This is a genomic window from Paenibacillus catalpae (assembly GCF_900112695.1).
GTDB classification, from domain to species: domain Bacteria; phylum Bacillota; class Bacilli; order Paenibacillales; family Paenibacillaceae; genus Pristimantibacillus; species Pristimantibacillus catalpae.
In genome coordinates this window covers 1,156,084-1,177,224 of the sequence record NZ_FOMT01000001.1, presented here as the reverse complement: position 1 = coordinate 1,177,224, position 21,141 = coordinate 1,156,084, and the positions used below count along the sequence as shown (strand labels likewise).

Sequence of the window (21,141 nt, the reverse complement as noted above, 5' to 3'; positions counted from 1 at the left end):
GACCCACCTGAAAAAATCGATAGCGAAGAGCCGAAGGAATCTCATTCTCGCATACCGGGGCCTCAGCTACGATGGAATTGTAAGCGGTTAACACTAAGACGTTCTTATAAGGGGAGAGCAGCGATATGAAAAAATCGATGTTAGCTTTGACGCTTACGGCGCTAATGACCGTAATGGCGGCATGTTCGGGAACAAGCGGCGGACCTGCAGCAGGGGGAGAGTCGACGAAAAGCGGTTCCTCCAATCAAGGGGTGACGAACACAACGCAGCCGGCCGAGGGAGGGGAGGCATCAGGCGAGCAGGTCGAGCTTCGCGTCATGTGGTGGGGCGATCAAGCCCGTGCCGACCGGACGAACGAAGCGCTGAAAATCTTCATGGAGAAAAACCCCGATATTAAGGTTATTGGCGAATTTGCGCCAAGCTCCGGTTATTTCGATAAACTTAACACGCAGCTGGCTTCCGGAACGGCACCGGATGTTTTCTTCCTTGGCGGGAATGTGGTCGACTATGCGAAAAAAGGCGTCCTGCTTGATCTCAGCCTATATATCGACAAGGAGCTCAACCTGAAGGATATGGACAAAGCAATGATTGAATACGGAACGCTGGACGGCAAGCTGCAGCATATCTCGGCCGGCGCCAATGCGAGAGGCATTCTGATTAATACAACGATGTTCGAGAAAGCGGGCATTCCGGTTCCGCAAGACGGCTGGACGTGGGATGACTATGCGGCGATCAGCAAGCAGATCTCCGAAAAACTCGGCAAAGGCTTTTACGGCACCTATAACTTCACCGTGGATGGCTTCGATATTTTTCTGAAGCAAAATAGCAAGCAGCTGTACGATATGGCAAACAATCAGCTTGGCTTCGCGGAAGCGGATATCCGGCCATGGTTTGATTACTGGCAGCAGACCTCCGAGGCAGGCGGCGTCGTAACGCCGGAGCTCCAAGTGTCGAATCCGCCAACCGATACGGGCAAATCGCTCTTGATTACGGGCAAGGTCGCCATGACGCTTGCCGCGTCCAACCAGCTAACCGCCATGCAAGGACTGACGCAGGATAAGCTGACGCTTGTGCAGGTGCCGCGCGGCCCGAAAGGAACCGGCGTCGTGTTTGAATCGAGCCAGGGCATGTCCGGCTATGCCAAAACCGAGCATCCCGCCGAAGCCGCTCGTCTCATGAGTTTCTGGATCAATGATCCGGATGCGGCGAAAATCCTGGGCAATGACCGCGGCGTGCCGGTCACGGCCGCCAACCGCACGCTGCTCGAAGGCGAAGCTAACGAAGTCGACAGCCTCATTTACGATTACACGAGCCGCGTCTCCAAACAAGCGGAGACCGAGCCGTTCGCCGTCAGCTACAACCTGCCGGGCTTCTCCGAGTTCTCGAAGCTAGCCGAGACCACCGTGCAGGAAATCGGTTTTGGCCGGAAAAAAGTCGAGCAAGCCGTAACCGACTTCTATGGCGGCACGGTGAAGATATTCGACAGCAACAAGTAAGGGGCGACTGCGCTGACTGGCGAACCAACCGCCACTTAGCGTTGGCTAAAAGGCAGGCTGAGGGCCTGCCTTTTGATTTTGAAGGCGTGCACTTTGATTCCCTCCGATGGAAGGGTGAAGGAGGTTAACCTTTATATGATGAAAGAACATTTGCTAGAAAGACTCCGCAGTTTGGATGCAGCTAGCAGGATCGGCCAGTTGAAGAAAGAATCCGACGCTCCAGTGCTGGCGGAATGGGGGAGCTCCGGAGTCCGGTTCGCGTCCACGGGCCGGCTGGAGACGGTCTACTATAACGCGCTCGGCAAACTGCTGGACTGTATAGTGCCAACAGGCGGCCCTATGCCAATTCTGCATGAAGGCGGCATCTATCTCGGCTGTTGGATGGAGAGCACGGGCACCATTAACGCGGAGCTTCTGTCCCGCTTCATTCCATCGGTGTCGGAATCGACTTACCGCGCTTTTGCAATGCACCAGCGCGAGGACGGGCTGATGCCGTACAAAATTACCGCTGGCGGACCGGTATTCCGCCAAATCCAGATGGTTACGCCGCTGGCCCGCTGCGTATGGAACCATGCCGCGCTACATGGCCAAGACGGGGATTTCTTGCCTATGATGTACGCGGCCATGAGCGGGCATGACCAGTGGCTTGCCGAGCATCGGGATACGCGAGGGACGGGAGCCGTCGAGGCATTTTGCACATTCGATACCGGTCATGATCTGTCTCCGCGTTTCTGGCATGTTCCGGACACGCCGCATCTCGGCAACCCGGCAAAAGTATACCCGGATTCGCCCATTCTTCCCTTCGTAGCGCCGGATTTGACCGCGAATGTCTACTGTCAGCGTACCTATTTAGGCAAAATAGCCGAAGTGCTCGGCGGCAGCGGAGCGGAATGGCGGGAGAAGGCGGAGCGAAGCCTTCAAAGTCTGTTTGCGCAATGCTTCGACGAAGAGGACTACTTCTTCTACGACAGAGACCGTCAAGGTCGTTTCGTCCGCGTCCAATCTGACGTGTTGTTGCGCGTCATGGCCTGCGAGGTAGGCGACAGGTCGTTCTTTGACACGATGCTCGAGCGGTATTTGCTGAATACGCGCAAGTTTTTTGCCAAATATCCGTTCACCTCGATGGCGATGGACGACCCGCGGTTTGACCCGTTTTCGAGCTATAACAGTTGGGGAGGCCCGACCAATTTCTTGAGCCTGATCCGCGCTCCGCACGCCTTCGAATACCATGGCCGACAGGTGGAGCTTACATGGGTGATGTACCCGATTCTGGCCGCGATTGCGAATATGGAGCGCTTCGGGCAATGCCTCAGTCCTTGGACGGGGGAAGAGGGTTTTACGGAATCGTATTCGCCTGCCATTCTGTGCGTGCTTGATTATGTGGAGCGGCTGTGCGGTATTATGCCAACGCCGGAGGGAGAGCTGTGGTTCAGCGGTCTGGTGCCGTACGACTTCGACCACGGCGAAGAGATCGCCAATCATACCGCATACTCGCGCACCGTTGACGGAATAACCTTTGAGCTGGTCAACCTACCTGAAGAAAGCGAAATTCTGAAAGACGGGAAAAGCATGGTAAGATTCCCTGCGGGCGTAAGGATTATTACAGATCGCAAGGGCGTGCTGAAAGGAGTGCTTGGGTTAAGCGCGCGGACAGTGGAAGGAACGCTTTCCTACAGGGGCATGGAGTTGCCGTTCACTGTCAAGGGAAACGAACTGCTTGCCTTCGATGATGGGGTGATGCGGAAGAAGCATGACATCGGGTTGATTTTTCCGACCTATTGATGGCGAATATTCGTGGGCACCGATGCGAATATATGGGGCAAAGGAACCAGCTACGATGCGTATATAAGCCGGGATTTGACTGCATGGGAGGGCCCTTACCCCGTCTTTCGCCCGCAGGATGACTTTTTCGCCGAGCAGAATTTCTTGGCGCCTGAAGTCTATGCGTATGGCTGTCGGACGACAAGAACATCTATACAACGGAAGTCGCACAAACTGCGGCTTTTCGTATTATTAGGTCAACCAGAATATACAGGTTGGCCTATTTTTTAGGCATTTTATGATGGCGGCAGCCGGGAGAACGTGCGGCTTTTAGGGGCAATGACCCCGAAATAAAAACTGTTCTCCCACTGCCCCCAATGACCATATTTGAGCTGGTAGAGGCAGTGACCTCGTATCACAAGCGAAGCTATGGGTTTGGAACCATCGTGGGAGTGCCGGCAATTTTGCTTCGGGAAAATGGAGATTATCCCGCACAATGATGATGGTTATTTGCGGTTGGATCGTCTGCTAACGGAGTTGCATAATGAAACGGGGATAGAACCGGTAGTTATACTGGAAGCAACAGGGAGGGCATTATCACCGAGGACTTGTCTTGCATTACACGAGCATTGCTTGATCAGGTATTTCCGATGTACACGCAGTTGTTTCGGGACGTGTTTTCAGTTACATCCTTGCTAATATTGTAGTGATGCTTAAAAGATGACACGCATGGTATTGATGAAGTGTTTGGTGAAGCGACTGGCAGAGCGCGCTCAAAACAATGGATGGCTGAAAAATGGACCAACTGCCAAGAGTAACTCGCAATGAAAGCATTGGAGGAAATGATAGCTTTACTACTCGCCTTTATGGAGCCGTTAAACGCTCTAGAGGAACTGATGCAGCAAATAGCAAGCGAACTTCTTGATGTTCTGAGAAAATAAAGTATTAGACTGAAAAATAAAGTATTAGACCGTGAAAATAAAGTTGTAGACTTGTCGGACGACAACAACATCTATACAATCAAAGTCGCATAAACAGCGGCTTTTTTTATTTATTGTATAGAAGTTCTTGTCGTCAGCTCAAGACAAGAACTTCTATATAAAGCCTTATTAGGACAAGAACTTCTATACAGCCCGAGATCCCCAAAAATGCACGATTTATTAAGCTATTAAGGGCAGGATAGCTCCGCATGTTCTCGGCGCGGCGGTTCGCCGATGGGACCGTCGATCGATTAGATAACCAATAAGTAATCAGAGGAGGAATAGCATAGAGTCAATCGTTGCTGCAAGCAATATGATGATATCGGGCTGACCGTTGTAGTAACAGGAGACGATATAGCTTAATAAAAAACAGCAGCGATCGTTTAGATTAGCTGCTGTTTTCATTAATATAACCGGCTGAGTATTGATCGTGAATATGTTATCAAGTGTCGGAAGTCAAAAACATCGTCCCATTAAAAGCCGCGGCATTCGCGGCCTTTTGATTTTATGGGAACAAGTTCTTGTCATTGACCGATGTCAAGAACTTGATCCCAATCCCGACTACTTCAGTAACGCGGATAACCAATTTACAATCGAGCGTCATGGTATTGCGTCTGTTTTATGCTGGTATGGAAAGTCTCGAGAATGTTTGGGGAATAGTAATTTATTATAAACAGTAATGGAGCGTAGAGGAATGAAAGTATTATCAATGATTCAACCATGGGCGACTCTGCTTGTCCAAGGCGAGACTCTCTATGAAACAAGATCCTGGAAGACCCGGTATCGCGGACCGTTGGCCATTCATGCAAGCCAGAAAGTCGATAAGCAGGCCTGCAAATATGAACACATACGTTTTTTACTCGCCAAGAATGGCTATACGGAACAAAACCTCCCTACGGGGGTTATCCTTGCAACTTGCGAGCTTACAAATTGTTATCAAGTCATCGACGCTAATCATACGTCAGCCATTCTGGATTGCGGGAAGGTTGTGACGGGTAAGGACTTCCTGTTAGGCGATTACAGTCCAGGTTATTTTGCGTGGGAAATAGCGGGTTTCCGTCTGCTAAAGCCCTCCATTCCAGTGAAGGGAAAACTGGGACTATGGGAATATCCGATAGACGAAGAGTTGATGATATGACCTATGTAAACAATTAATTAGAAGGAGGTTCTGTCTTCAGTCACTTATTTTCTCCTTATGAAATTAAAGGTTTATAATTCGTCATGCATTAGGACAAGAACTTCTATACAATCCCGTGCTCCCCGAAATTAAGTGCGAAATCAAAAGGCTGGAGTTTGGGGATTACGATTACCTGGTCGGTCATGTTGTTGTTTATGTTGCTAGGCGCTCGCGTCAGGTACGTTAGGCAACGCAGAAGAAGATATTATAAATAGATATGGTTAGAGGGCTGTTCCGTGAGGGATGGCTCTTTTTTATTGGACTGCTGCGGCATAAGCATGGTCCACAAACGATTGGGGGGTTTTTAGGTATAAGACACAATCCTTCCTCTCATCCACAGCTTTACTTGTCCAGTTCGTTTACAATAGGGCTATTCAGACAAGGGGGAATGGAAATGAACCATACAAGTGTGAGGCGCACAGGCATTCATAATATTGTTCAAATAGAGAATCGTATCGTTGAACGGGCGGTGTTCCGATGAGTACTCTTCTGATCCGAAATGCACGGAGCATTGTAACGATGGATGGCGAGAATCGAGTGATTCGCAATGGAGATATGTATATTGAGGGTCAAGAAATTATAGCCATCGGGGAAAACCTGCCGTACGAAACGGCTGACCGCGTAATCGATGCTACGCACAAAATTGTTTATCCGGGTCTGATCAATACCCATCATCACCTGTACCAAACGCTTACGCGCAACATCCCGCTAGCACAGGATTGCTCGTTATTCGACTGGCTGCTCACCTTGTATGAAATTTGGCGGCATTTGGAGCCCGAAGACGTCTACCTAAGTGCCATGACCGGTCTTGGCGAGCTGCTCAAGAGCGGCTGTACAACTTCGTCGGATCATTTCTACGTATTTCCGAACGGTGTCTCCGAATATTTAATCGATGAAGAGATCCGTGCGGCTTCCGAGCTTGGCATCCGTTTCTTCCCGACTAGAGGCTCCATGAGTTTAGGGCGGTCCAATGGCGGACTCCCTCCGGATGAAGTGACTCAGACGGAATCGGTTATATTGCGGGATACCCAGCGTGTCATCGAAAAATATCATAAAGCGGACCGGTTCTCGATGTTGCGTGTTGGCGTGGCGCCATGCTCGCCATTCTCCGTGTCCCGGGATTTGCTGAAGGAATCTTCTGCTCTTGCCCGCAGTTACGGCGTTCGGATGCATACCCACCTAGCAGAGACGATGGACGAAGAACAGTTCTGTCTGGAAAGACTAGGCGTTCGTCCGCTCGAATACATGGAGCAGACCGGATGGGTCGGTGACGATGTTTGGTATGCCCATGGCATTTGGTTTAACGATAGCGAAATACATAAAATGGGGGCTTGCGGCTGCGGTGTAGCACATTGCCCATCGAGCAACATGAAGTTGTCTTCCGGCGCTATTCCGATCCGCAAGCTGCTGGACGCAGGAGTGAAAGTGGGACTTGGCGTCGACGGTTCCGCATCAAACGATGCCTCTAATATGCTGTGGGATTTGCGGATGGCGTATCTTCTCCACAAGCATGAGCTTCAAGAGCGAGGATTAACGACAAACGAGACTTTGTCGATCGCTACACGAGGTTCAGCACGCGTATTGGGCTGGGAGAGCAGTATCGGATCGCTTGAGATCGGAAAAGCTGCGGATCTGTTCATGTTGGACTCGCGCAAATTAGGTTTTGCAGGAGCATTGTTTGATGACTCAGCACTTCCGCTAACGGTCGGGGCTACTCAGGCGGATATGACGATCGTAGGCGGACGTGTCGTTGTGGAAAACGGCATGCTGGTTGGTGTAGATGAGGAAAAGCTCGCGTTCCGCACGCAACTTGCCGCGGACCGGCTCGTGAACTCGGCATCCTTGCGCCTCGGCATCGATTACAGAAAGTATAGAAGGATATGAAGCAAGTCAGCATTACAAAATTTATCTTTAAGTTGAAGATACCAGCCAAAGATTATATTGAGGTTGCGTATTATACAGACAAACTAAGAATCAAGAATTGCGTGAAGTAGCATGGAACTATCTAACCACCGAGGACAAACAAGAGGTGTCTGATTGGAAGGTTGCAAAAGTTGAAGAGTCTAATGGTAGCGATATGCCAGCTCCGAAAGGTGGAGGGAAATATCCCGAAGTAGAACATCTATTTAAAGTATCCTTTGAATCCAAAAGTGATAAAATTGTAGGACCAATATTAGTTTTTGTTGATGGAGATACGAAAAAGCCAGTTAGTTACAGCAAAACAGTTAATTGAGCACACGGGAAGCCTATGAATGGGCTGATTCACTTTATTCTGATTTTGCAGGTGGACTAAGAGTTAATGTTTAGTTTGTTTGTGACAAGGGGTTTATTCGATTTATAGACATATGTATAAAATACGGGTTTTGTGAAGAAGTTGTTAAGGAAAAGCTGATCAACCGGTATTCCTAAGCTAATTTCCTTAAACCCGTCACGTCAAATACGCTACGCTGTCTTAATTTTATCCTCATATCTGATCGTATCTTTCTCTAAAATTTTTTATCTGATAACTGCCGATCTTAATTTCCGATTATAAGTTTCTAATGTTTTCAAGAACGTTTCAAATAACATCTTGAATTCAATCTGTCGTTGCTTAAAACATTTGATTTATTTAGTCATTCATCGTCTGAAATCTAATTCTGGTTAATCAATTGATTTTTAGATCGTTACAGATTAGTTCAAATCAATTGATGATTTCTCTTAATATCAAGACCATCAAATTTTACGGAACTAATTTCAGTTTTCTCCCAACCTTTGAAAGCGTTTACACAAACACTTCAAAATGATGTTCATTATGTTAATCCCAAAGAAAACTCTTCACCTATAAAAAAACCAAGCTAATCAAAGATTAGCTTGGTTTTTAATCAATTATTAAGCTTTAGCTTCATTGGAGGCTTCCCATTTTGCAACTTCTTCACGAACTCGAGGTGCAACTTCCGTTCCTAATAACTCAATAGCTCTCATGACATCCTCATGAGGCATGGTGCCAACTGGCAAATGAAGAAAGAATCTTGTGAAGCCTAGATGTTTGCGCATGTGAATGATTTTGTTAGCCACCGTTTCGGAATCGCCAACGTATAAAGCTCCTTCTAAGCTGCGAGCTGCATCGAATTGCGCACGGGTATATTGTCCCCAGCCACGTTCTTTACCAAAATAATTAAATGATGCCTGTGTAGGTGGGAAATACTTTTCGACCGCAAGCGTTGTACTATCCGCAACAAACCCGAGTGAATGTACGGCTATCTTTAATTTCGATACGTCATGTCCTGCACGTTCGGCTGCCTTCTTATAAAGCGGCACGAGCGGGGCAAAGTTCAGGGAACTACCCCCAATTATCGCCAATACAAGCGGCAGTCCAAGTACCCCTGCACGAATGGCTGAGTCCGGATTACCCCCACTGCCAAGCCAAACGGGCAATTGGTTCTGAACGGGACGCGGGTATACGCCTAAATTCGTAAAGGCTGGCCGATGCCCTCCTCTCCAGGTTACCTTCTCGGAGTCCCTTAGTTTTAGTAAGAGCTCCAGTTTTTCCTCGAATAGCTCATCGTAATCTTTTAAATCATAACCAAACAGAGGAAACGCATCGACCATAGAGCCTCTTCCCGCAATAATCTCAGCCCGTCCATTCGAAATTCCGTCAAGCGTGGCGAATTGCTGGAACAAACGTACCGGATCCGCAGCAGATAGCACGGTAACCGAACTGGTTAAGCGAATCCTTTTGGTCATGGATGCTGCAGCCGCCAGTATGACGGCAGTAGCGGAATCCCCGAATTCTTTGCGATGATGCTCGCCGACACCAAATACATCGAGCCCAACCTGATCAGCAAGGACGATTTCTTCCACTACCTCACGCAAACGCTGAGCGTGACTGATGGTCTCGCCGGTTTGAACATCCGGAGTTGTTTCAACAAAAGTATCTACACCGATTTCCATTATAAATTCTCCCTACTTATCAAATTGAAAAATGAAATAATTCTTTCAATAATAAACTGATCCTCAGTCCTCATGTTTTGAGCTGCCTTCACGATTCTTGATACCATATCCGATTTTCTTGAGCACGCGAATAAGCTCTAGCTTCTCCTCGTCCGTTGCGTAGGACAAATTATCGGAGATCGTTTCAACATGCCTTGGAAAGATGTGATCAAAGTAACTTTGACCTTCATCCGTTAGCGTCACATTCGTTTTTCGCCGATCACCCGGAATCGGTAGCCGTTCCACCAGACCCTTCTTTTCAAGTTTATCGACCACATAAGTGATACTCCCGCTTGGAATCGAGAAGGTCTCGCTTATTTTCTGAATGGGATGAGGTCCCTTATTATATAGAAACTCTAAAATTTGAAAGTATTCCCTACTAAGGCCGTAGCTGTCAATGTCACGTTCCAAGCTTCCGTACAACTCTTTCACCATGTTACTTATAACGCGTATGACCTTCAAATCAAGTTCCTTACCTTCAGCATCGCGTTCTGTCATTCTCCATCTCCTTATCTGGCCTCGTTATACAAAGGATATTATTAATCCCATCTTTATTTATCCTAATATTAGTTATTCTAAACTTAGGATATATTAATGTCAACTTGTAACATTCAGGAAAAAGCTGACGACATTTGTGTTTTTCCCTTTTGTGTAGTATTCATATACTTTCTCGCAGCAAAAAAAGCCAAGCTAATCATTCGATTAAGCTTGGCTAACCATATACTGCTTCCGCGAGATTCCAGTGACAATATTAATTCAAGTCCGACTCTTCTTTATAAGCCTCTGCCGCAGCAGCCAGATAATAGGCGAGCCCTATTTGTTACGACTCCAGCATGTTCAAGTGAAACTCATCCTGGAGAAAAAACTTGGTTTGCGCGTCGAACGTTTCAGCTGAAACGTTATGGTTATGCTTATTTAAGAATTCAAGGTGGTCGGAAATGAGCTTATTAATCTTCTGATCGTGATGTCTAATGCCTGTTGTTAATGCAGAAGCCATCGCATTCATGAAAGTCATGGCTTCTGCGGCTTGCTCATTCATCTCCGGTACATCTGCTCCCTTCACTTGAAGGATTTCTATGCCGTACGTTTCCTGCAGATGTTCATTCTGCTTAGCAAAGCTTCTTGCTGCTGAAGTATGGACTGTCGGTCCGGATTAGCATTCAATAAGTGTTTAATCTGATCAAGGGAGAATTCCAACTCACGGTAGAGAAGGATTTCTTGCAGCCGCTGCAGCTCATGTATTCCATATAAGCGGTAGCCGGCTTCGCTAATCTCACTTGGCATAAGGAGACCGATTTTATGATAATGGTGCAGTGTTTTGATTGTTACATTAGACATTTCTGATACTTCTTTCACCGTATAAAGCACGTATCATCCTCCTATAACCCTGTTCTTAGCAATTAGACCGGCCGGTCACATATTGAAGTTTATCGTCTCCCCTTAGGGGAGAGTCAATACTATTTCAATAAAAAACCAACCGATCTTCTGGAAGATCGATCCGGTTATTCATTTAACATTACCTGCTAATCATACGTACAGCAGCATCCGTCTTCTTCCTGCGGACAAAGACACTTCGGTAGAGAATGAGAATTCCAACATGAATCAATGCGAGGATCAGATATAGATTGCTAAATACGTAGGAAGCGTCTTTGGTGTGCCACGGTATCCAGCTCGCTTTTGCCCCATGATCCATGATCTTCCCATAGATCCCCGTTGATACGGCCCCGGCAAGGAAATTACATAACGTCATTAACCCCATTCCAACGCCAACCTGATCCTTCGGAATACTTTGTGAGATCGTATTTGAGAGCGCGATCTGCATGAACATCTGACCAACAATGCCGATGGTAAAAATAAGTCCGATCAGAACTGCAGGACTGCCAACGAATATCGATAATAAGAGAAAACAGCTGAACAAGAACAGAGATGCCAAGTGATAAACAAACGTATTCCCTTTCGTATCCGCCAATTTTCCGACTTTTCGGCCGAGATAAGCGGACACGCAGGCTCCGGGAACCATGACGAAGCCAACCCATCCGGGCGTTAATTGATTAATATCCGACAGTAACTGAGGAGTTAGGAAGGGTAAGGCATAGCTCACGCTCATCACTAGCGCCGCAATTATTAATCCCGTTAAATAAACACGGTCACGTATAAGTGACATGGACACGAACGGATCATTAGCCGTACGAATACGTAGGGCGAAGCCTAAGAGCATAACAACGCTTCCGGCTCCGAGCCACCAGTTCCCTTGCGTAATCGCAAGCAGCAGAAGAGCTACCGTACCGGCCAGAAGACCTCCTCCCAGCCAATCAATATGTCCTCCTTGTCTTCTCTCCGTAATGAGATATTTGCGGTAGAGCGGCAGCGTGACCAGAATAAGCATAGGAATGGCGAATAACCATCTCCAGTGGACAAACGACACGAGCAGCGAGGACACAATCGGGCCAATCGCATTACCAAGTGCTAATCCGGTAGCCGAGATTCCGAGTGCATGCCCTCTTCTCTCTGGCGGGAAGTATCGAACTGGAATTAACATCGCTAGCGCCGGGATGACAGCCGCTCCGACCGCTTGCAGGATTCTCGCTATTAATACGAAGGAATATGATCCGGCAAGTAATCCCAGTAGTGAGCCTGCCGCAAATACGAGCAATCCGAAAGTAATCAGATTCTTGGCTTGATAACGATCGAGCAGCTTGCCGTAAAGGACGGATCCGACCGCGTATATAAGCAAGTATACAGTCGATACCCAACTGACCTGAGCGACTGAGAGTTCATAATCAGCCCGAATCTCCGGAAGGACGATGTTAAACATCGTCGCGCTCATCGAGGATAAAACCAATGTGAATGCCAGAATTTTAATTAAGACGTTTCCATTCAGAGTTTGAGTGGAATCCGTTTGATCTGAAGTCATCGCGATCTCCCTCCTGTTTATCTTTATATTTACCAATATACCCCTTCCGATTGATAAATGATAATATATATTGTTGTATGTTATTATATACTGAGGTATATGGAAATGAATGAATTATAAAGTTTGGAGGTCTTCATTATGGAACTGCTGCAGCTTCAATATTTTCGTACCGTTGCGAAATATGAGCACATGACAAAGGCATCAGAGGAGCTTCGAATTGCTCAGCCTGCGCTAAGCAAGACGATCTCACGTCTGGAGGAAGATGTTGGCGTTCCTCTGTTTGACCGGCAGAACCGACAGATTCGTTTGAACCGGTTCGGCAGAGCATTCCTGAAACAGGTGGATATCGCACTAGGAGCATTAGAAGAAGGACGCCGGGAACTGGCGGATATGGTTGAAACGGAGCAAGGAACCATAAGACTTGCCACACCAACGCTAAGTCGACTCTCTTCCACCATAAGCGAGTTTCGCAAGGAGAATCCGGAGATTCTTTTCCGCGTGGTACAGATCCCTCCTGCCTCTTCAAACGACATGATCTCTCTGCTTGAGCGAGGAGAAGTGGATCTATGCTTCATAGCTGCTTCCCTCAATCAGACGTGGATTCAAGAACAAATCGTATTGAAAGCGGAGGTATGTCTCGCCGTTCCAATTGCCCATCCTCTAGCAGCGAGAGATACCATCACCATAGCAGAGACGGAAAATGAAGCGTTTATTGAGTATCATGCCGAACATCCCTTCCGTCATATCAACGATGTATATTGCGAGGCTGCGGGTATCTCCCGGAACGTTATTTGCGAAGTCGATGAGCCATCGGCCTTGTGGAGCCTTGTACAAGCTGGACTCGGAGTCGCTTTCGTGCCTCATAGCACGAATGAGGATTCGAATGTTAAGCTGCTGCGCATTGAGTCGCCGGTCTGTGAGCGCGAGTTCTCGATTGCCTGGAATGAGAAGCGATACTTGCCTCGTGCCGCTAAGCAGTACTTGGAGTTTCTGAAGCTGCACTTTCAGTCAGAACCAACAGGATTGGCATGAGCGTGCCCACGGTTGCAGGAATACCACAGGTGCTCATCTCCTCTCTGCATGGGTTCGACCGGATCGACGGAATAACAAAAAACGGACTGATCTCTCAAGGAGAATCAGTCCGTTTTGATTTGAGCCCGCAACTTATGTTCGGCGCCGGCGCCAGCCAAAGATTTTCACGTGAACAATAGCCTTGGTTGACCAATGGGCTATGAGATGCAAGATGATGAAAAGCAGTACCAAAGGTTTAAATAAAATCCAGGCTGCCGCCCACACGACAAAAATTTGCCAACGCTTCATTTTACGCAATAATTTATTAGGCCACAAACATATCCGATAAAGAAGATATTGGTGACGGAGCGACTCCAGGAATTCATCCTGGTATTGCTTCTCATCCGGATTTAATCGCACCGCGCTGCGCATATACGTCTCCTGCAGCTTATAATCGCCGCGGCGAGCGGCAGACCAGGCGAGGTACATCAGAACAACCGGCTCCTCGGCTCCATAACGAAGGGCCTCACGTTCCAGCTCTCTTGATGCGCCGTCTTCTCCGAGCAGAGCTTCAATATAACTAAGAACAGCCAAGTATTGAGGATTCTCGGATTCCAGCTCCAGAGCCATTTCGATTTGATCCTTGGCTTCCTTGAACTTGCCCTTCTTGTTCAACTGATTAGCCCGCAAGTAAAAATAATGAGCCTCGTAAGGATCAATTCGCAGCGCTTCCCGAATGGCCTGATCAAAGGCAGCCTCGTTGCCGGTCTCATAATAAATCGACACGCGAACATACCAGCCTAAACGATGCTCAGGATTCCGCTTTAAAGCCTCCTCCGCCCAATGCCGTGCTTTCTCGTAATCTCCCGTCAGCACGCAGATTTGTGCGTATAAGGCGTAAGGATCCGGATTATGGGGGTCTTCCCGCAATAGCTTCTCTGTTTCAGCCAATGCTTCCTTATACTTCTTCCAGGACATCAGCTGATAGATGGCGCTATAAACGGTCGAAGAAGATGAGGTTATTGTCTCTTCCACAAAATAATCCTCCTGCTATATCCACTATTTGATGCCGTGTTTCTTCGCATAATCAAGCACGATTTGATAATCACCGTTCACATCGCTGAATGTAGCGTAGTTCCTTGCAGTGGCAAACCATTCGATCGTTGTAGCCTTCCGGGCTTTAACGGATTTGCGGAGATCTTCCTGCGTAATCGGCTGAATTTCTCCCGTCTCGAACGTACGCTCCATAGCGGATTCAACGGCATCGCTAATTACCTGCTCCAGATCGGCACCGGAGAACAGCTTCGTCTCTGCCGCCAGCTTGCCAAGATTGAGGGAATTGGTAGGCTTGCCCGCAAGCTTAAGCTGCATAATCGCAGATCGTTCTTCCTCTTCCGGAGGCGGTACAAATACAAGATGGTTGAACCGTCCAGGGCGGCGCAAGGCGGAATCCAGATACCAAGGCGTATTCGTTGCCCCAATAACAAAGACCTGGTCGTTGCCGGATTGCAGCCCGTCAAGCTCCGTCAGAAGCTGATTAACGAGCATTCGCTCATGATGCTGTCTCATCTGATGACGGCTGCCGCCCATGGCATCCAGCTCATCAATGAAGATGACGCAAGGCTTGTTTTCCCTTGCTTTCTGGAACACATCATGCAGGTTATGCTCGCTTTGCCCGACATACATCCCAAGTATCGCCTGCAGCTCGATATGAATGAAATTGGCATCGATCTCACCGGCTACTGCCCGGGCAAGGAACGTCTTGCCGCATCCGGGAGGTCCGAACAAGAGCAGGCTCCCGCCGGCTTCTTTGCCATAGGCTTTGAAGATCTCCGGCTGCTTGAGTGGAAGAATAAAGTTCATCCGAATCTTCTTCTTCACCTCTTCTAGGCCGCCTACATCTTCGAATGTTTCCTTCGGTTTGTCCGACTCTACTAACGAATGATCATCCTTGCTGAACTGCATAAGCTTCAGCTTATTTTTTCTTCGTTCCGATAGTTCATCATAATCCGACATCCTCGATTCCTCCTTCACTGCTATATTGAAAATAGTATCATATTCAAATCAAAGTTTGTTTTACTTTCTCATGAAGAAGCTCGAATGCTTGCCTAAGCCTGTCCTTCGGAATAGCGGCATAACGATCTCCGAGGCTGACTTCATAATAGGAAGTTCCTTCTCCTGCATCTCGAATATTGCCAGTCAAGCCAATCCCGGTTTCTTCATACAAGGCAATCAAGATCTGCTCCAACTTCTCTTTCGGCATAGCCGCATGAACATGGAACATATTTGACACAGGCGTTACCGGGCGGGTTGTAATCCCCTCGATACCGTTATTATACATGCCCGCTAATTCTACGGCAGCTTGATAGTATTGCTCCATCTTCGGCAGCCGTTCGTCAAACGCTAGATCCGCATTGAGAATATAAGGATAAAGGCTGATTAAGTCACCGCCATGGCGCCTCTTCCAAATCTTCGATTGACTAGTGAAGGCTTCCTCGCCGGCCAGGATTGCTCCAGCAATTCCCCCGATCCCTTTGTAGAAGGAGACATATACACTATCAAACAAGCTGCATACTTCCGCCGCAGTCTTCCCGTAATAAGGCAAAATCTCGTAAAGTCTTGCGCCGTCAAGATGAAGCTTGATCCCCTTCGCCCGGCAATGGGCAGCTATCGCTTCCAGTTCCTCGTAGGCAGGCAGTTGTCCGCCAATCTCTCGCTGCGGCAGCTCAAGCAGCAGGCAAGCGATATCCTCCTTCATGTTCCGCACATCTTCAAGAGTAATTAATCGATCTTTATCTGCCAGCAGTACAGGCTCAATATGATGAAGCTCCTTTAATCCATCCTGTTCATGAATTTCCAGATGGCATAAAGGATGATAAGCGACCTTCTTGCTGCCTTTCTCGTCACACCACAGCCGGAGCGCAATTTGCTGAGCCATCGTACCGCTTGGGAAAAAGACCGCAGACGGCTTGCCCAGATAAGCAGCCATTTTCGTCTGGAAATCCTCGATCACTTTTCCCGTTCCATATATATCACTGTCAATCTCGCCATCAAGATGGTCAAAGGTATTCTTTAATACTTGAACATGACGTTTTCCGTGGCCAACTACAGGGTATTCTGCCTTGTTAAATGCCTCTAGAAGTGTCTTTACCAATTCAACTTCCTACCTTCATAATCTATATATTCGCATTCCATTTCAGCAGCATCTCTTGCTAATGCCGAATGAATAACCTTCGTAATGCCCGTTGCCGATTGCTCAGGCGTCAGCTCTGCCGCTTCATCCAGCTTGCCCTGCATATGCGTCTTCACCCAGCCCGGATGAATGACCAGCACACGGCCGCCATGCGGCTTGAGCCCATTATGTATCAGCTTTGATTGCATATTGACCGCCGCTTTGGACATGCAATAGGCATACCAGGCATCGCGCCAGCAGTCGGTAATACTTCCTGCCTCCGAGGAAATATTAGCAATCAGCTTGGAGTCGCTCGCAAGCAGGAGCGGCGTGAACGTTTGGCTCACACGTAAGCTGCCCAGGGCATTCACATTAAACACACTCAGCATTTCTTCATACTGAAGCTCTCCAAGAATGGTATTTCTAATATCTCCCAAGATTGCTGCGTTATTTATAAGAACATCAAGCTTGTTGGTCCGCGATTCCACTAATTCAAGTGCTTGATTAACACTTGCTTCGCTTGCTACATCCAGCGGGAACACTGTCAGCTGCTCGCCATATTCCTTCTGCAGCTCTTGCAGCCCGTCGCTATCGGCATATTGTCCGGCGAATACCCGGTTGCCATCCTTCAGCCACTCTGCAGCGAGTGCCAGTCCAACACCACGATCCGCACCTGTCACTAACATGGTTTTGACCATCTGCTTCCCCGTCTCCTCTCCCTGCCTGCACCTGATTTCATTACCTGTCAGAAGTAGCTGACATAGCCTTAGTATAACATACAACCTTCCGCATGAAATCGATTACGGTTGCATACGAAAAACCGCTGCCTTGCCCGGCAACGGTCTCGTTCTTACTCTTCTTCCTTCTTGCTGCCCTGCTCAGGAACCTCAAAGCTGTTCTCTGCTTCTGCCTCATGGGCAGCAGCAATCTTCAGCCGGTACAGCTCCCTGTAATTTTGCAGCAGGGTCGTCTCTTGCTCATGGATAAGAGCGGTTAGTTGTTCAATACGCAGCTCAAGAGACATGCCGTTCTCCAGTACCTCTTCCTCTTCATGCAGAGGCTCGTAGATGAGTGTCTTGTTGCATCCGAAGGTGGATTCCGCCCAGTGATTGGCGTTTTCCTTGCTGCTGTGCTTATAGATTTCCACATACGTATCAAATAGCGCATTAACGGCTTTTCGACAATCCCAGCCTAGAATCACAAGACCTTCTTTGGCTTTGTTCACCGCACGCATCAGCTGAAAGTCGCTTAGCTTTCCGCGTTCGGCCTCTACACGTTCAATCTCCGCGACGAATACTGGATATGCGCGGCAAAATAATGCGGCAGCAGCGAAAAATTCCTCCTGCGGAATGTTTGTGGCATCCTGCTGCGGTTTGGAAGCTTGCTCCATTTTGTCGTCATTCCCCTCTTGCGATACTTCCTAGCCAGGTTATATAACCCGATTCTAAAAGTATATGTAACAACGGGGAATGAAGCAAGCACCTGCTCGCCATGACTTTGCTGCCCAATTCGTATATAATAGAGCAAGTATCAATGTACATAGAAAGCTGGTGCTTGAATGAATGGACGTAAAGCAGTATATATTGTTGTCGGAATATGTGTAGTCCTTGCCTTATTCGTATATGGCTGCATCCAATACGTTGTTAATGCGCAATCTTAACTGAATGCGCATTTTTTACTGCCTCCGCATTAGTCCCATGGATGAGCAACCGTCAAAAAATCGGCGAACTTCTTGCTCTGCTCGCGGCGGATCCGCCGCATATCAGCGCGGTGAGGGGCTGTCTCGTAGAGCTTGAATTCTTCTTCGGATTCCGGAATGACCCTCGGCACCGGCACGGGACGCTTGTCCTCGTCTAATGCGACAAAGGTCAGGAAAGACGTTGCCGCGACAACGCGCTCCCCGCTTAACAGATCTTCTTTAATGACCTTAACAAACACCTCAACTGATGTCCGACCAGTCCAAGTAACGAAGGATTCCAGGCAGACGGAATCGGAAGGCCGGATCGGCTGCAGAAAGTCGACGGAATCGGTAGAAGCCGTAACGACTGCACGCCGGCAATGCTTGGTCGCGGCAATGGATGCGATATCGTCAATGTAAGCCATCAGCTTGCCGCCAAATAACGTATTGTGATTATTCACGTCCGTTGGGAAAATCCTTGCTGTCTTATAACACCTGGATTCACGAGAATAACGTTGCTCCATATAGCCATCCTCTTTTCTTCTATGTATAATTTCATCCAACTGCTTCTATATTACAGAAACACGGACAGCATTTGCCGCAAGGCACGATCCGCGTCCACTTCCAGGCAGAACGTAATTTCTCGTCCGACCATCGGATTCACTCTTCGATCCGTAATAATCATGCCTGCCGTCAATCCGTGTCCGCAGTCAATATCGGCATGCATGACTCTGGTGTTCACAAGCGATGGATTCACCGCTACCAGTACGGCGAGCGGATCATGCATCGGGCATTCGCCAAGGTATTGATTCTGCTCCAGATAAAAGGTGAAGTACCTCTCGAGTGCCGTATGCAGAAAATCAACGATAGGCTGTTTATCAATCGGGGCCAGACGGCGCAGTTGATCGAGGTGACCGCGCGACAATCTCGTCTGCAGCGTAACATCGAGACCTACTATCGTAAGCGGAACCTCTGATCGGAATACCTGCTGAGCCGCCTCCGGATCGCCCCACAAATTCGCTTCACTCACTGGAGTCACATTGCCCGGCGCAAATACGGTTCCGCCCATCACCACAACGTTGCGGATTTTGCCTGTAATAGATGGATCCATCTGCAGCGCCAAAGCCAGATTCGTCATTCGTCCAACTGTAATTACAACGAGCTCTCCCGGAAGCTCGTTAGCCTTGCGGACGATAAATTCTGCAGCCGATTCCTGAAGAGGCCTCTGCTCCGTTGGTGCAAGCTCTGCATCACCAATTCCGTTATGACCGTGAATATGCGGAACCGGACCCGCGTAATCGCGTTTCAGCGGCCCGGCTGCACCTGCCGCTACCGGAACCTCGTAGCCGCAATTAGCCAGCTTAATGAGCCGGAGCGTATTTTCCGTCGCTTGACCCACATCAATATTACCGAATCCGGTTGTTAGTCCTTCTACATGAATCTCTGGAGACAGCAAGGCATATAGAACCGCTAATGCGTCATCGATCCCTGTATCTACATCCAGTATAATTCGTGTTTTACCGTTCATTGCCTATTCCTCCTATCTGTCTAACAATCTCTATTGTAATCGAATTCGACAAATTTTGCTTTTGAATTGGCGAGGATTGTTCCTGATACATAAAAGTTCCCCTTTCCCTTGTGAACAACGCTAATAGCCTTCTACACAAAAGAGCCAAGACTTCTTATAAGTCTTGGCTCTTTTGTGTAGAAGGCTATTTATAAAATTTTCTTCTGCGCTGCCTTACATATATGATTCGGGCAGATAAGAGCATAAACAGGAGCATGACGGACCAGGCAATCGTTACGCCAACGCTCCAGCCTGAAGATTTTGACGTTTCATGCAGCGGATTAGATTTCGTTACAGAGGCAATCTGGACTTCTGCCTGCTCGGCAAGAGGAACGATCGGCACTAATGCCGCGGCTGTCTCAGAAGGATTATAGATCTCCGAACCTTGGACAAACGCTCGGCCGTTTGAGTCGACGGCTACGTCAGGCACAACGCCATCCTTGATCGTCACCCAGAATGGCCTATCGGCTGTAAACTCCATGGATTTGCCGGTATCCCGCGATACGAACGAACGTTTTTCATCCGCCTCCATATATAACGAGCTCGTAAAATGGGCAAAGCCATAATCAAGAAGCTGCGTCATATCCTTGTAGACGCCGGCATCGGTAGCCCCCTTCAGAACGACGCCAATGAGCTCCATGTCTCCACGTTCGGCAGCGGATACCAACGTATATCCGGCTGCCTGCGTAAAGCCGTTTTTCACTCCAATAGCACCTTCGTAGCTGCTTAGGAGCTTGTTGTGATTTTCGAGCTTGGAGACCCATTCTTCTCCAACCCAAGGCTTCGATTGGGTGGATACAACCTGACGGAACTGGTCGTTTTGCATCGCATACTGTGCAATCTTGGCCATATCCCTTGCCGTTGTATATTGATTCTCATCCGGCAGGCCGCTTGGATTGACAAAATTCGTATCCCACGTTCCCAGCTTGCGGACAAATTCATTCATCCGCACAGCGAATTGCTCCTTCGTACCGTCAATATGCTCGGCGATTGCGGTAGCTGCATCATTACCCGAGTTGATCAGCATCCCTTCGATCAGATCCAGCATCGGCTTCTGCTCGCCTTCCGCCAGATAGATCCGGGTCCCGTCTTCTCCTCGTGCGTTCTTCGAAACGGTTACCATGTCTGAAGGATCCGACTGCTCAAGAGCAATAATGCCGGTTACAATCTTCGTTATGCTGGCCGGATACAAACGCTCGGATTCATTTTTCGCAAAAAGCACAGCGCCCGACTTCGCATCGATCAGAATCGCGGATTCAGAGTTTGGCATATCCGGCAGCTGCTCAGCAGGCTGCATCGTCTGCTGTTCGCCCGCAGGCTGCACGGACTCCTCCGCGAATACAGAAACGGGCGATAGTAATAAGAGAATAATGAACATTATTGCAATCAGGCCTTGAAGTGGTCTCATAGTTCCCC

General features: G+C 48.3%; 19 protein-coding genes. 6 read left to right on the top strand and 13 right to left on the bottom strand.

Annotated elements, in window-relative coordinates; genetic code table 11:
• Positions 1–125: 125 nt before the first annotated feature.
• From BM200_RS04905 to BM200_RS04885, 5 genes are all read left to right on the top strand, one after another.
• Positions 126–1,496 (top strand): ABC transporter substrate-binding protein, encoded by a 1,371-nt coding sequence (locus BM200_RS04905; RefSeq protein ID WP_091181964.1) that lies wholly within the window; start codon positions 126–128, stop codon positions 1,494–1,496.
• Between the two features lie 138 nt (positions 1,497–1,634).
• Positions 1,635–3,278: an MGH1-like glycoside hydrolase domain-containing protein gene (locus tag BM200_RS04900; RefSeq protein WP_091183517.1), complete on the top strand. Its 1,644-nt coding sequence runs from the start codon at positions 1,635–1,637 to the stop codon at positions 3,276–3,278.
• Between the two features lie 1,653 nt (positions 3,279–4,931).
• Positions 4,932–5,375, top strand: coding sequence for an ASCH domain-containing protein (locus tag BM200_RS04895; protein ID WP_091181962.1), 444 nt, complete (start codon positions 4,932–4,934; stop codon positions 5,373–5,375).
• A gap of 516 nt (positions 5,376–5,891) precedes the next feature.
• Positions 5,892–7,298, top strand: a complete 1,407-nt coding sequence (locus BM200_RS04890) for an 8-oxoguanine deaminase (protein ID WP_091181959.1) — start codon at positions 5,892–5,894, stop codon at positions 7,296–7,298.
• 97 nt (positions 7,299–7,395) lie between these two features.
• Positions 7,396–7,647, top strand: a complete 252-nt coding sequence (locus tag BM200_RS04885; RefSeq protein WP_091181956.1) for a hypothetical protein — start codon at positions 7,396–7,398, stop codon at positions 7,645–7,647.
• A 635-nt stretch (positions 7,648–8,282) separates the two neighbouring features.
• On the opposite strand, the gene BM200_RS04880 is transcribed toward BM200_RS04885, so the two are convergent.
• The 5 genes from BM200_RS04880 to BM200_RS04865 form a co-directional block, all read right to left on the bottom strand.
• On the bottom strand, positions 8,283–9,344 hold the full coding sequence (locus BM200_RS04880) for an LLM class flavin-dependent oxidoreductase (RefSeq protein ID WP_091181953.1): 1,062 nt from the start codon (positions 9,342–9,344) through the stop codon (positions 8,283–8,285).
• Positions 9,345–9,407: 63 nt separating this feature from the next.
• On the bottom strand, positions 9,408–9,881 hold the full coding sequence (locus tag BM200_RS04875; RefSeq protein WP_091181951.1) for a MarR family winged helix-turn-helix transcriptional regulator: 474 nt from the start codon (positions 9,879–9,881) through the stop codon (positions 9,408–9,410).
• A gap of 322 nt (positions 9,882–10,203) precedes the next feature.
• Positions 10,204–10,422, bottom strand: coding sequence for a TipAS antibiotic-recognition domain-containing protein (locus BM200_RS30720; protein WP_342716261.1), 219 nt, complete (start codon positions 10,420–10,422; stop codon positions 10,204–10,206).
• 35 nt (positions 10,423–10,457) lie between these two features.
• Entirely contained in the window at positions 10,458–10,751 is a 294-nt protein-coding gene (locus BM200_RS30715; protein ID WP_342716260.1) for a MerR family transcriptional regulator, read from the bottom strand.
• Between the two features lie 148 nt (positions 10,752–10,899).
• Positions 10,900–12,297: an MFS transporter gene (locus tag BM200_RS04865; protein WP_091181948.1), complete on the bottom strand. Its 1,398-nt coding sequence runs from the start codon at positions 12,295–12,297 to the stop codon at positions 10,900–10,902.
• Positions 12,298–12,435: 138 nt separating this feature from the next.
• Here BM200_RS04865 and BM200_RS04860 point away from each other — a divergent pair, with 138 nt between their 5' ends.
• Positions 12,436–13,329 (top strand): LysR family transcriptional regulator, encoded by an 894-nt coding sequence (locus tag BM200_RS04860; protein WP_091181945.1) that lies wholly within the window; start codon positions 12,436–12,438, stop codon positions 13,327–13,329.
• Between the two features lie 132 nt (positions 13,330–13,461).
• Here the strand turns inward: BM200_RS04860 and BM200_RS04855 are convergent, their stop codons facing one another.
• The 8 genes from BM200_RS04855 to BM200_RS04820 form a co-directional block, all read right to left on the bottom strand.
• Positions 13,462–14,343: a tetratricopeptide repeat protein gene (locus tag BM200_RS04855; protein ID WP_245772893.1), complete on the bottom strand. Its 882-nt coding sequence runs from the start codon at positions 14,341–14,343 to the stop codon at positions 13,462–13,464.
• Between the two features lie 24 nt (positions 14,344–14,367).
• Positions 14,368–15,324 (bottom strand): ATP-binding protein, encoded by a 957-nt coding sequence (locus BM200_RS04850; protein WP_091181944.1) that lies wholly within the window; start codon positions 15,322–15,324, stop codon positions 14,368–14,370.
• A 43-nt stretch (positions 15,325–15,367) separates the two neighbouring features.
• On the bottom strand, positions 15,368–16,462 hold the full coding sequence (locus BM200_RS04845; RefSeq protein WP_091181941.1) for a threonine aldolase family protein: 1,095 nt from the start codon (positions 16,460–16,462) through the stop codon (positions 15,368–15,370).
• Positions 16,456–17,178, bottom strand: coding sequence for an SDR family oxidoreductase (locus tag BM200_RS04840; RefSeq protein WP_091181939.1), 723 nt, complete (start codon positions 17,176–17,178; stop codon positions 16,456–16,458). Before BM200_RS04840 ends, BM200_RS04845 begins: the two co-directional genes overlap by 7 nt.
• A gap of 152 nt (positions 17,179–17,330) precedes the next feature.
• Positions 17,331–17,870 carry a hypothetical protein gene (locus BM200_RS04835; RefSeq protein WP_091181937.1) on the bottom strand — a complete coding sequence of 180 codons (540 nt, stop codon included), beginning with the start codon at positions 17,868–17,870 and terminating at the stop codon, positions 17,331–17,333.
• A gap of 299 nt (positions 17,871–18,169) precedes the next feature.
• Positions 18,170–18,682: an acyl-CoA thioesterase gene (locus BM200_RS04830; protein WP_091181935.1), complete on the bottom strand. Its 513-nt coding sequence runs from the start codon at positions 18,680–18,682 to the stop codon at positions 18,170–18,172.
• A 50-nt stretch (positions 18,683–18,732) separates the two neighbouring features.
• The gene (locus tag BM200_RS04825) at positions 18,733–19,686 is read right to left on the bottom strand and encodes a nucleoside hydrolase (protein WP_091181932.1); all 954 of its coding nucleotides are present in this window, start codon (positions 19,684–19,686) and stop codon (positions 18,733–18,735) included.
• Positions 19,687–19,870: 184 nt separating this feature from the next.
• The gene (locus BM200_RS04820; protein WP_091181929.1) at positions 19,871–21,133 is read right to left on the bottom strand and encodes a D-alanyl-D-alanine carboxypeptidase family protein; all 1,263 of its coding nucleotides are present in this window, start codon (positions 21,131–21,133) and stop codon (positions 19,871–19,873) included.
• Positions 21,134–21,141 lie beyond the last annotated feature (8 nt).

Bases quoted from the DNA above. Each gene is read 5' to 3' on its own strand.
- BM200_RS04905 (WP_091181964.1), top strand. From the start codon at position 126: ATGAAAAAATCGATGTTAGCTTTGACGCTTACGGCGCTAATGACCGTA.
- BM200_RS04900 (WP_091183517.1), top strand. From the start codon at position 1,635: ATGAAAGAACATTTGCTAGAAAGACTCCGCAGTTTGGATGCAGCTAGC.
- BM200_RS04895 (WP_091181962.1), top strand. From the start codon at position 4,932: ATGAAAGTATTATCAATGATTCAACCATGGGCGACTCTGCTTGTCCAA.
- BM200_RS04890 (WP_091181959.1), top strand. From the start codon at position 5,892: ATGAGTACTCTTCTGATCCGAAATGCACGGAGCATTGTAACGATGGAT.
- BM200_RS04880 (WP_091181953.1), bottom strand. From the start codon at position 9,344: ATGGAAATCGGTGTAGATACTTTTGTTGAAACAACTCCGGATGTTCAA.
- BM200_RS04875 (WP_091181951.1), bottom strand. From the start codon at position 9,881: ATGACAGAACGCGATGCTGAAGGTAAGGAACTTGATTTGAAGGTCATA.
- BM200_RS30720 (WP_342716261.1), bottom strand. From the start codon at position 10,422: ATGAATGAGCAAGCCGCAGAAGCCATGACTTTCATGAATGCGATGGCT.
- BM200_RS04865 (WP_091181948.1), bottom strand. From the start codon at position 12,297: ATGACTTCAGATCAAACGGATTCCACTCAAACTCTGAATGGAAACGTC.
- BM200_RS04860 (WP_091181945.1), top strand. From the start codon at position 12,436: ATGGAACTGCTGCAGCTTCAATATTTTCGTACCGTTGCGAAATATGAG.
- BM200_RS04850 (WP_091181944.1), bottom strand. From the start codon at position 15,324: ATGTCGGATTATGATGAACTATCGGAACGAAGAAAAAATAAGCTGAAG.
- BM200_RS04840 (WP_091181939.1), bottom strand. From the start codon at position 17,178: ATGGTCAAAACCATGTTAGTGACAGGTGCGGATCGTGGTGTTGGACTG.
- BM200_RS04835 (WP_091181937.1), bottom strand. From the start codon at position 17,870: ATGGAGCAAGCTTCCAAACCGCAGCAGGATGCCACAAACATTCCGCAG.
- BM200_RS04830 (WP_091181935.1), bottom strand. From the start codon at position 18,682: ATGGAGCAACGTTATTCTCGTGAATCCAGGTGTTATAAGACAGCAAGG.
- BM200_RS04825 (WP_091181932.1), bottom strand. From the start codon at position 19,686: ATGAACGGTAAAACACGAATTATACTGGATGTAGATACAGGGATCGAT.
- BM200_RS04820 (WP_091181929.1), bottom strand. From the start codon at position 21,133: ATGAGACCACTTCAAGGCCTGATTGCAATAATGTTCATTATTCTCTTA.